Genomic DNA, 10,151 nt, shown 5'->3' with positions numbered 1-10,151 from the left:
CTATTGGGGGTCAGTTCATAATCAATGCTCGGCTTTTTAGTTTGTATAACTTATTCGTATCTAAGCGATTGAATGGAGTCCAACCGGATGCATTACTATCGATACCAACTATTCTTCAACATCGAATACAACGTTGTAGTTTTCGGTATAGGTGCAGTTTGGCTGGCGGCTACAAGTGAAGAAGCGTCGGCCTTTGTAATCGCCTTGGCTTGCCAGTTTGATGATCATTGGGCTACCACACTTCTTACAAAATCGCACTTCTTTTGATGGCTCGATTAAATCGATGTGTGCTGCCAGTAACCTCTTCAAACGGCTCACTTGGTAGCTGTGTTTAATAGATGCACCAATCAGAGGTAAACCTGCCGATTTACACACGTGAATTAGTAGCTTTTCGCGATCGACTTTCCCTTTATTGAGCTCTTTGCCGTTATCAAGTTCGATAATAACGCGGGGCTCTAGCGTTCGCGGGTCGCAAACAACAAAGTCGAAGTAACTACGTGAGATCTTGTTGTTGGCGATAAACCAATTCTTCTTATTGTTCGTCTTAGCAGGAACAAGTACGTTCGACATGCTGACTTTAGCAAACACTTCCCCATGGTTGCCCACAGCTGATTTTAGCGCATTATAGAATGTCGCCTGTTGCGCCGACATCAACGCGCCTTTCTTCTGATAAGCGTGGTCTTTGGTGTCATCGTGTTTCACCACATACTTTTGAATAAAGTAAAAGAACACAACCAGAACAATTACAACGATAAAGATATTAGTCATTTTCCAACACAATCAAGTCTGTATAGGGATTAAGAGAGTAGCTAGCGTATGTAGAAAAGCATCACCTGGCAAGCAAAAGAGCGAGAGTTGCCAACCAGAATCACGACCTTTGAGCGCAGTGCCCAACGAGAGGTCGCTCCTTCGCTAGACACACCTCTCTTATTTTGATAATTAAATCATCAATTACACTCTAGATTGATTTAGATCAATTTACCTAGATTTGTGATCAACTAGTCTGAAAAACGTTAGGTAAATGTTAATAAGGAAATTGATATGGAACTTAAACAAGACCCAAGATGTTATACCGACGTATGCGTAGATGGTAAATGGTTCCACTATGACCACTGCGGAACCCAAGCCTACATGTTAAAGGGAGGAGCTTCGGCTGTGATTGAACTCGCTAGCGAACCAGCGACAGAAGGCGAATTGGTTGAAATGCTTCAAGGTGTCGCTAAGTAACCCACCAAGCCAAATCACAGTATGAATTAAGCGAATAAGAGTAAATAGCCGTATTAGTTCAGATAAGCACTCTTATTCGCTTAGTTATTGAAGTTCAGGTTTCTTGATTGCAGGGGATTAACTAAGTTTAGGAACTCAAATGATAACGACTTTATTGCGCCCTGACTGCTTAGCTTGATACAAAGCATCGTCTGCCGATTTCAAGTGTTTCTTATAGGTACGGCTATTCAACTGTTGCCCCGTTAGATGAGTTGTCGCACCAATCGATGTGGTTAATTCTAATGGGCCAGAATGCGTTTCAATCGCTCGGTCAGCGATCGCTTGCCTTATAAGCTTAAGCTCTTTATTAGGATCTTGATTCCCAGCCAGCAACAAAACAAACTCTTCCCCACCCCATCTTGCCACTACATCGTTTGTTGATAAGATTTTCTCTAAACGCTTAGCGACTTCCACCAGCACTTGGTCACCAATATCATGCCCATAAGTGTCATTAACTTGTTTGAAGCGGTCTAAATCTAGAATAGCGAGCGTATACCCAAACGACGACAAATGATGTGGCATCGGCTGAGTTAACCGTTGCTCTAAGTAACGCCTATTGTATAAGCCTGTCAGTTCGCATCTTGTTGATTGCTTAAGTAGTTCTTTGTTGGTCTTCTGGATCGAGCGTAACCTTATCAATAGTAACGTGGCGCTTATCATCACCATGATACCCAAAGCGACGACGATTCGATTCCGTAATTGCTGCTTATCTAATGTCAGCTCACCCAACTCTTTTTCTGCGTTAAGCAGTTCGTTTTCTTGAGCTAATGATGCCGTAGCGAAATCTTGCTCGAGTAAAAAGATATCACTCTGGCGCTTATCAAATAGCAGCGCTTTGTTGCCCTTGTAATAGAGTTTGAAGTAACGAAGTGCGTTCTCGCTGTCGCCTCTCGAATCATAGTATTCAGCAAGTGTTCTTAAGCCGAGGACCTTCCAGCTGCGAGTCCCCACAACATCGAACATTGCAGACGATCGCTTTAGATCAGCAAAAACAAAATTATCTCGGTTCAAACCAATGTTCGCTAAGGCTCTATTTAGGTAACACTGCCCCAATTGAAGTGTGTATTTGTCCACGCCTGGGTATCTAAGACACAAGTTTGCGACTTGTCGTGCTGACTCAAAGTTCTTTTCCGCCAACAACACATCACTCTCTGCTTTTAATAGGATGATTTTGTATCGTTCACTCACGTTATCGCCATTTAGCTTAGCCGCACTTTGATATGCTTCTCGGCCTTTGACTAAATCACCACTGCGCAGATAAGCAAAAGACTCATTCACATGCAGCACGCCGATGGTAGACGCTTCGAGTAGTCCACTCTTGTAATAGAGCTTTTTGGCTCTTTTAATCAGCTTGAGCGCTTTAGGCCAGTCTTCCAAATAGATATAAAGCAGTGCCATATTTGACACTAACTTGCTGTTGTAGATGTGATGAGGGTACTTCTTACCAAGGTCTAAACCTTTATGGAAAAAGTATTGAGCTTCAGGAAAGTCATTGCGGATGTTATTGATGACACCAGCCGTGTTATAGGCCTTAATCAACAACTCTTCATAGTGAAGCGATTCTGCGATATCTATCGCAGCTCTGATTTGGATTTCAGATTCCGCTAGCTCACCCGTACTGATGTATTCGATCGCTAATTCAACGAGAGATTGGGCCTTTAACCAACCCATATGTTCGTGTTGTGCGAGTGCTTTAATCTGCCTGACGTATTCGGAAACAGCTTCGGTATCCAACTTATGTTGCGCGAGGTTGGACAAAATCATCAATTCGTAAGCACGATAGATGGCTTTATCTTGGTCTGGGAACTTGGCTTGGAGAGCCTCAAGTTGTTGGGAAGCTAAATTAGGGTCACCGCGAGATACATCGAGAATATCGATCAACGCAGATCCATATTGAGAGAGTGATAACTCTTTCTCTGGACTATAAACACTCGGGTTTTCAGGGCGAATATGCTTTAAATCGTCGTTATAAGTTGGATAGAGCAAATACAGCCCCAGCACAATACTCATCAGCACCACGAAAAGGAATGAACCTAACACATTGTTTCTATTCATTTATCAGGGCCATTATTGATTGAATTCCAATTTTATTGACGTTTTTTTAAGAGCGGTCAAACATTATACCCGACAGATATACAGATTAAAATCCTGCGCACTGGTGGATCTGAATTGGGTTTTTCTCATTAATTAGAATAATCAGGCAACTTTCTTGATTTAACTCAGACAATCATCTACCTCATTGGCGTTATAGTGATTTTCCTGTTCCTACCTCCGCGGCTTCTTTTTGAACAAGCGGAAGCATAATGAGAATTAACAATGACCCAAATTAATGAACAACGTCTTGTAGAACATTTCTGCGATCTAGTGAAAATTGATAGTGAATCTCGTAACGAAAAAGCGATTGCTGAAGCTTTGGCTGAGCAACTCGGTGAACTAGGTTTTGAAGTTCACAAACTGGCGGTTCCTGAAGAAGTGTCTAATGGTTTCAACATCTACGCTCGTCTAGATGGCACTCTTCCAGGTAGCACAGTGTTCAGCTGCCACATGGACACAGTAACGCCAGGCATCGGCATTGAGCCAATCATCGAAGACGGTATCATCCGTTCAAAAGGCAACACAATTCTAGGTGGTGACGACAAGTCTGGTATCGCAGCTATCATGGAAGCGGTTCGTTGCATTAAAGCTGAAGGACAAGAGCACAAAACTATCGAGATTGCATTTACTGTATTCGAAGAAGGCGGTCTGTTCGGCTCTTTGAACTTCGATATGTCTTACATTCAATCTGAGCACGCAATCGTACTTGATACAGGCGGTCCAATTGGCACTATCGTAAACGCAGCGCCTGGCCAGCAGAAGATTGTTGCTAAAATCAAAGGTCGCCCTGCTCACGCTGGTTTAGCACCAGAAGAAGGCATCAGCGCAATTCAAGTTGCTGCAGACGCTATCACTAAGATGAACCTACTTCGTATCGATGAAGAAACGACAGCAAACGTTGGTATTGTTGAAGGTGGTCAAGCAACTAACATCGTAATGCCAGAGCTTAAAGTCGTGGCTGAAGCACGTTCTCTAAACGGCGAAAAGCTAACGGCTCAAGTTGAACATATGATCTCTACATTCCAAGAAAGTGCTAAGCAGTTCGGCGCTGAAGTAGAAATCGAATCAACTCGTGCTTACGATGCATTCTTTATTGCAGACGATCATCCGCACATTCTTTCTATCAAATCGGCGTTTGAGAAGCTTGGCGTCACAGCGAACACTAAACGCACTGGCGGCGGTAGCGATGCAAACAACTTCAACGCAAAAGGCCTGACAACAGTTAACCTTTCTACTGGTATGGCGAAAGTTCACACCACTGAAGAGTACATTGCAGTGAAAGACATGGTCGCAATCACTGAGTTTGTTGTGGCTTACGTAACGCAATAATCGAATCCATTAGTTAGGTAGTCACTTCTATCTAGCACAATGAAAAAAGCCGAGACATCATCACGATGCTCGGCTTTTTGTTGTTTAGGTGAACATAGAAGGTCGAATCTAAAACCCTCTACGCTTCCAGAATTGGCCTTCGTCTTTTGCTACTAGGTCGAATGTCTTGTCGGCGATGATGTTGCCTTTTAGCTCAACCGTCATGCGCCACTTTCCTAGCTTGTTCGAGACAGGAGCCCAGATAGTGTCACCTAAGTAGAAATCCCAGTCATTGTTACCGACATACTCCTCACCACCAAACGGTTCGAGCACTTCACCTTTGTCTGTGGTGATGTTTGGGTGATAAATGCAGTAACGGATCTTCTCACCTTTGGCTTTTTTGATATTCAGGATATAGCCAAACTCTACGTCGATTTCAGCATCAACGGTGGTGGTGAACTCTTGGATTTTTGGAAGGTCTTTAGATTTGGAATCCCACGTGGAATAGATACCATAAGAAGTCATGTCGACCACAACTGAGCGCTTTGCCATTTCAATCGTTACCTTGAAGTTGTTCTATTAATTTAATTCTATTTGCCATTCAGCCACGCAAGCAGAAGAAGAACGAGGCTATTCTTGCCAGTCTTTCGCCATACGCTTAATTACTGAAGGTTCAATGTCGTGAATAGTGCCATATTGCTCTCGGCAGACTTCGATAATTAATTCTGCTTTATATTTGCGTGCAAGTTGGCGGTAGGCTCTCATTTCCCAATGCTTAATAAAGGTATTTGAAACAACCACATCAAGCCCTTGCTTTAAGCCGTTTTCAGCTGTGTTTTGACACCACTCATGAGCTTGTTGCAGCTGCCTAGGATCAAAATGGTACTCACCTTGCTCATTCACATAATACATATCGGCTTCGACATGCAATGCATCGTAGGTTTTTGCTTTTGTTGATTTGCCAGAGCCGGGCAACCCTCGAATGAGTATTAACTTCATCTGTCACTGTACAGGCTAATTTGAAAACATGAGTTTATCGTAAATAGTAACGAGTTGCTCTGATAACTGCCTCTGCTCAGCATCCGAAAACCAACTACTTACACAAGACTCCGATAACCACTGAATACAATGAGACTCCCCTCGAAGCGCAGGGATGGCTTCTGATAGAAAACACAAATAATTTACATCTATCCATTTTGCATATCGACAAGCGTATCAAACTACTATAGATTTAGATGTATGGACGTCTACATATCTAGCTTAGGGAGAAAGCTGTGCCTATTCGCATTCCAGACCAATTGCCAGCATCCGATGTTCTTCGTGAAGAAAACATCTTCGTTATGCCGTTATCAAGAGCATCGACACAGGAAATTCGTCCACTTCGAGTCTTGATCCTCAACCTAATGCCGAAGAAGATTGAAACTGAAACTCAATTTTTACGCCTACTATCGAACAGCCCATTGCAAGTGGATGTAGAGCTGCTGCGCATTGATGACCGACCAAGTAAAAACACACCGACTGAACACCTTGATAACTTCTACCGCCAATTTGAAATGGTCAAAGGGAGAAACTTTGATGGATTGATCATCACTGGTGCGCCGCTTGGCTTGGTTCAATTTGAAGATGTGATCTACTGGGATCACCTGAAAACCATCATGGAATGGGCAAACAAGCACGTTACTTCAACGCTATACGTGTGTTGGGCAGCTCAGGCTGGTTTGAAATTACTCTATGATTTGCCAAAACGCACGCGTAAAGAGAAGTTGTCTGGTGTTTATAATCACGAGATACATAACCCATACCACCCTATTTTACGTGGCTTCGACGATACATTCTTAGCTCCGCACTCTCGCTATGCGGACTTCTCTCAAGAGTACTTAGCAGAGCATACCGACCTTGATGTTCTTGCGACTTCTGATGTTGCGGGTGTATATCTAGCGGCGACCAAAGATAAACGAAACGTGTTTGTAACGGGTCACCCTGAGTACGACTCTCACACACTTCACAATGAGTACATTCGAGATTTGGGTGAAGGCATGGAGCCTGTGATACCAATCAACTACTACCCGAATAACAATCCAGACAACAAACCGGTTGCAAGCTGGCGCAGCCACGGACACTTGTTGTTCTCAAACTGGCTAAACTACTGCGTTTACCAACAAACGCCTTACGATCTGGATCATTTCAGCGAAGACAACTTTACCAAAGACGATTAAGTTCTTTCTTCCGATTCACAAACACATAAACCGTGTTCAGTATGTTGTTGATAAAACGACGAATTGGACGCGGTTTTTTTATGGTGTGTGGGTCGCATTCCATGATAGATTTACGACTTCAATGGGTTTGATTTCATATGATGGGTTGGTGTTCATAAGGAGCTTCACATGCCTGCCAAGCTATCATTTTCAAATCCGATTTCGTTGTCCCGCCCTCTTTCGTTATCAAGTGTGGTACTACTTGCCTCGCTTTCGTTGGTCGGTTGTGTCTCTGTTACTGAAGGACCGCCAAAGATTGAAAGTGATCCTATCGCGATGTCTGAATCTCGAATCGAATTAGGTTTGGGCTATATGGGACAAGGTAATATGGTAAGAGCACGTGAAAACCTTGAGCTCGCGATTAAACACGCACCTAGCTACTACCGTGCTCGGCTTTCAATGGCGCATTACTACGAACAAGTGGGCGAAGTAGACGAAGCGAGAACCACTTACCGCAAAGCACTCAGTCTTGATTCAAGAAACGGTAATGTATTGAACAACTACGGTACCTTCTTGTGTAAACAGGGCGAATACGAGCAAGCTGATAAATACTTTAATCGCGCTATCGACCAACCTTACTACTACTTGGTGTCTGCAAGTTATGAAAACGCGGCGTTTTGTGCATTTAAGGCTGGCAATACAGACCAAGCGAAGTACTACTTCAGCAGAGCGATTGACCACGATCCAAACCGCGTAAAATCAATACTACAGTTATCAAAAATTGAAGTAAGTGACGCCGATTACAACGAAGCTCGACTTCGTTTATTCAAATTCCACCAGCGTTATGGCTATCAAATTCCATCGCTTCAAATCTTGGTCGATCTCGAAAACAAAGCCGGTAACAGAGCTCTTGAGAAGAAATATCAGAGTAAGTTAGATGAGTTGCTTTCTGCTTAGCTTATATGCAAAACACTAAAAACGGGCTTGTTGCGTAAACAACAAGCCCGTTCGTATTTCTGCTTAGTATCTTAACTAAGTACAGCCACTATTTTAGCGCGATCCACTCTTGTCTTTGCTCGTCGTCCATAAAGGTCCATGCGATAAAGCGACTTACCTTCTGGCCTTGTGACATCTCGACGACTTTCACTTGTTTAGCTCGCAGCTTACCCAGTTCTGAACGAACCATATCGACGTTGTCTTTCTTAGAAATCAATGTCGTAAACCACAAAACTTGAGTAGCAAAAAGTTGACTCTCTCTTGCCATCTTCATAATGAAAGCGGCTTCACCACCTGGGCACCAAAGCTCGGCTTTTTGACCACCAAAGTTTAAGGTTGGTTTAGCTTGCTTAGTTGATTTATCTAACTTAACTGGCTTCTTGTTCGTTTCAGGCTTGAATGACTGACCGGCTTTCTTAGCACGGTTCGCCGCTAGATTATCCAGTTTACGTTGTGACCCCTTTTCAGCCTCTTCAAGAGAGCTGTGGAATGGAGGATTACAAATAGTGACATCGTAACGTTCATTATCCTTAATCACGCCCTTAAAGATAGATTCAGAGTCAGCTTGTAGGCGAGCGCGGATCTTACCTTTTAGATTAGGGTTGCTTTCCGCTATGAAGTTCGCTGTTTTGATGGAGACTGAATCAACATCTGTCCCTGTACAACGCCACTTATACTCTGTCGCACCAATGATTGGGTAGATACAGTTTGCACCGACACCAATATCTAATGCTTTCACAGACGCGTGGTTATAGGGTTCACCTTGGCCATCGCTATTAAGGATGTCGGCCACTCTGTGAATGTAGTCTGCACGACCAGGAATTGGCGGGCACAAGTAACCAGCAGGAATATCCCAATGTTTAACGCCATAGTGGTGTGCTAACAAAGCTTTGTTGAGTAGCTTAACGGCCAATGGATCAGAGAAGTTAATGGTGTCTTCTCCTACTGGGTTCTTGGTCAGGTGCTCTTTTAGCTCAGGCAAGGCTGCAACTAGTAACTCGAAGTTATAGCGGCCAGTGTGCTGGTTTCTTGGGTGTAATCCACCTTGAGGTTTTTCAGCCGAGCGTCTTTTCTGAGCTGCGTTCTTGTTAAAAGCCGTTTTATTGAAAGAACCCTTATTCGATGATCCTTTATTTGCACCCTGCTTCCCTTTACTGTCTTTTGCAAAAGGTCGCTTTGCTTTGTTATTGCCCGCGCCTTTAGGTGCGCTATTCTTGCGGCTTTTATCAGATGTGTTCTTTGTAGAAATACGCTTGTCGCTGCTTGGCTTAGCTGTACTTGGCTTAACATCAGCTTGGTTGTCTTTTGTTTTTGCTGATGAAGTGCTGTTTTTCGACAGGCTTAGCGTCGTTCTATTTTGTGATTGGCTCATTGGGCTACTTCTTTAAATCTAAATACATCATGAATAAACGGGCATCCAACTCAAGTTGATGATATTCCGGTTCCATGTGACAGCATAGTTGGTAAAAGGCTTTGTCGTGCTCTTTCTCTTTGATATGCGCCAGTTCGTGTACCACCAGCATTCTTAGCAAAGGTTCTGGTGCATTTTTAAAAACACTGGCGATACGAATTTCATTCTTTGATTTGATCTTTCCACCGTGATTCTTAGCAACGTAAGAATGCAGACCTAACGCATTATTGATTAGGTGTATCTTGCCGTCGTAAATCACTTTGCTGATCGGTGGTGTTTTTTTCATGTAGCGATTTTTTATCTCAATCGCATAGTCAAACAGGGCTTTCTCGCTTTTTATTTCATGATTCTTTGGGTAGCGAGCTTCAAACCAAGGCACCAATTTACCCGACTCTACAAGTTGAGTAACAGGATCAAGAATGTGCTTAGGATAGCCTTGAATATAGCGTAAAGAAGGATGCATGCTGAAAGACCGTACAAGTTACACCACGACAATACGTTGTGGTCTTGAAAATTGAGCCGCATAGTGTAACTGATCACACTTTTCTAATCACCTAGGATTCGTTACACTTTAGCGAGATTCACCAAGAGCTACACTCAAAAAGAGATTGTAAAAATGAAACGTGTTGTATTGTACGTCGCAGACAAATGCCCGCACTGTAAAGATGCCCAAAGGTATTTAGACTCTAAGAAAATTGTTTACCGCCTGACGAATGCAAAGATGCAGCGTGGCCGTAAAGAATTGCAAGCAATGGGTGCTCGTTCTATCCCCGTGCTTAAAATCGGCGATCAAGTGATGGTCGGCTGGAATCAGAAGAACTTCGATAAGATGTATAACTCAAAGAACACCTAACGTGCTCTGAGCCAGTCATACTTCTATA

11 protein-coding genes are annotated in these 10,151 nt (G+C 43.2%); 5 read left to right on the top strand and 6 right to left on the bottom strand.

The features are described 5' to 3' along the window. Positions 1-108 precede the first annotated feature (108 nt). Positions 109-768, bottom strand: a complete 660-nt coding sequence (locus tag AB4375_RS04345) for a DUF2726 domain-containing protein (RefSeq protein WP_017065541.1) — start codon at positions 766-768, stop codon at positions 109-111. A gap of 273 nt (positions 769-1,041) precedes the next feature. Between AB4375_RS04345 and AB4375_RS04340 the strand changes: the two genes are divergently transcribed. Beyond that, a complete protein-coding gene (locus AB4375_RS04340) occupies positions 1,042-1,227 on the top strand; it encodes a hypothetical protein (protein WP_017059179.1) in 186 nt (61 codons plus the stop codon). A gap of 135 nt (positions 1,228-1,362) precedes the next feature. On the opposite strand, the gene AB4375_RS04335 is transcribed toward AB4375_RS04340, so the two are convergent. Continuing rightward, positions 1,363-3,321 (bottom strand): diguanylate cyclase domain-containing protein, encoded by a 1,959-nt coding sequence (locus AB4375_RS04335; protein ID WP_372051080.1) that lies wholly within the window; start codon positions 3,319-3,321, stop codon positions 1,363-1,365. A gap of 261 nt (positions 3,322-3,582) precedes the next feature. On the opposite strand from AB4375_RS04335, the gene AB4375_RS04330 reads away from it, so the two are divergent. Continuing rightward, positions 3,583-4,689: a M20/M25/M40 family metallo-hydrolase gene (locus AB4375_RS04330; protein WP_372051079.1), complete on the top strand. Its 1,107-nt coding sequence runs from the start codon at positions 3,583-3,585 to the stop codon at positions 4,687-4,689. Between the two features lie 108 nt (positions 4,690-4,797). On the opposite strand, the gene AB4375_RS04325 is transcribed toward AB4375_RS04330, so the two are convergent. Both AB4375_RS04325 and AB4375_RS04320 read right to left on the bottom strand, forming a co-directional pair. After that, positions 4,798-5,220 (bottom strand): DUF3859 domain-containing protein, encoded by a 423-nt coding sequence (locus tag AB4375_RS04325; protein WP_371721610.1) that lies wholly within the window; start codon positions 5,218-5,220, stop codon positions 4,798-4,800. Between the two features lie 78 nt (positions 5,221-5,298). Further along, on the bottom strand, positions 5,299-5,667 hold the full coding sequence (locus AB4375_RS04320; protein WP_017068289.1) for an ATP-binding protein: 369 nt from the start codon (positions 5,665-5,667) through the stop codon (positions 5,299-5,301). A gap of 275 nt (positions 5,668-5,942) precedes the next feature. On the opposite strand from AB4375_RS04320, the gene metA reads away from it, so the two are divergent. Further along, positions 5,943-6,884, top strand: a complete 942-nt coding sequence (metA, locus tag AB4375_RS04315) for a homoserine O-succinyltransferase (RefSeq protein ID WP_017059174.1) — start codon at positions 5,943-5,945, stop codon at positions 6,882-6,884. A 168-nt stretch (positions 6,885-7,052) separates the two neighbouring features. Next, entirely contained in the window at positions 7,053-7,820 is a 768-nt protein-coding gene (gene pilW / locus AB4375_RS04310; protein WP_372051078.1) for a type IV pilus biogenesis/stability protein PilW, read from the top strand. Positions 7,821-7,908: 88 nt separating this feature from the next. Here the strand turns inward: pilW and rlmF are convergent, their stop codons facing one another. Beyond that, positions 7,909-9,231 carry a 23S rRNA (adenine(1618)-N(6))-methyltransferase RlmF gene (gene rlmF / locus AB4375_RS04305; RefSeq protein ID WP_372051077.1) on the bottom strand — a complete coding sequence of 441 codons (1,323 nt, stop codon included), beginning with the start codon at positions 9,229-9,231 and terminating at the stop codon, positions 7,909-7,911. A gap of 4 nt (positions 9,232-9,235) precedes the next feature. Then, positions 9,236-9,733: a YgjP-like metallopeptidase domain-containing protein gene (locus AB4375_RS04300; RefSeq protein ID WP_004734935.1), complete on the bottom strand. Its 498-nt coding sequence runs from the start codon at positions 9,731-9,733 to the stop codon at positions 9,236-9,238. Positions 9,734-9,886: 153 nt separating this feature from the next. Here AB4375_RS04300 and AB4375_RS04295 point away from each other — a divergent pair, with 153 nt between their 5' ends. Beyond that, positions 9,887-10,123 (top strand): glutaredoxin family protein, encoded by a 237-nt coding sequence (locus AB4375_RS04295; protein ID WP_016786183.1) that lies wholly within the window; start codon positions 9,887-9,889, stop codon positions 10,121-10,123. Positions 10,124-10,151 lie beyond the last annotated feature (28 nt).

The sequence above is a fragment of the Vibrio sp. 10N.261.51.C6 genome (assembly GCF_041471785.1).
Lineage (GTDB): Bacteria > Pseudomonadota > Gammaproteobacteria > Enterobacterales > Vibrionaceae > Vibrio > Vibrio crassostreae_C.
Note: the sequence above shows the minus strand (reverse complement) of the source record. Positions and strands in the feature narration are given on the sequence as shown.

What these genes read in the sequence shown, in the direction of transcription:
- AB4375_RS04330 (WP_372051079.1), top strand. Translation starts at nt 3,583, where the DNA reads ATGACCCAAATTAATGAACAACGTCTTGTAGAACATTTCTGCGATCTA.
- AB4375_RS04335 (WP_372051080.1), bottom strand. Translation starts at nt 3,321, where the DNA reads ATGAATAGAAACAATGTGTTAGGTTCATTCCTTTTCGTGGTGCTGATG.
- AB4375_RS04325 (WP_371721610.1), bottom strand. Translation starts at nt 5,220, where the DNA reads ATGGCAAAGCGCTCAGTTGTGGTCGACATGACTTCTTATGGTATCTAT.
- rlmF (WP_372051077.1), bottom strand. Translation starts at nt 9,231, where the DNA reads ATGAGCCAATCACAAAATAGAACGACGCTAAGCCTGTCGAAAAACAGC.
- AB4375_RS04345 (WP_017065541.1), bottom strand. Translation starts at nt 768, where the DNA reads ATGACTAATATCTTTATCGTTGTAATTGTTCTGGTTGTGTTCTTTTAC.
- AB4375_RS04320 (WP_017068289.1), bottom strand. Translation starts at nt 5,667, where the DNA reads ATGAAGTTAATACTCATTCGAGGGTTGCCCGGCTCTGGCAAATCAACA.
- pilW (WP_372051078.1), top strand. Translation starts at nt 7,053, where the DNA reads ATGCCTGCCAAGCTATCATTTTCAAATCCGATTTCGTTGTCCCGCCCT.
- AB4375_RS04300 (WP_004734935.1), bottom strand. Translation starts at nt 9,733, where the DNA reads ATGCATCCTTCTTTACGCTATATTCAAGGCTATCCTAAGCACATTCTT.
- AB4375_RS04340 (WP_017059179.1), top strand. Translation starts at nt 1,042, where the DNA reads ATGGAACTTAAACAAGACCCAAGATGTTATACCGACGTATGCGTAGAT.
- AB4375_RS04295 (WP_016786183.1), top strand. Translation starts at nt 9,887, where the DNA reads ATGAAACGTGTTGTATTGTACGTCGCAGACAAATGCCCGCACTGTAAA.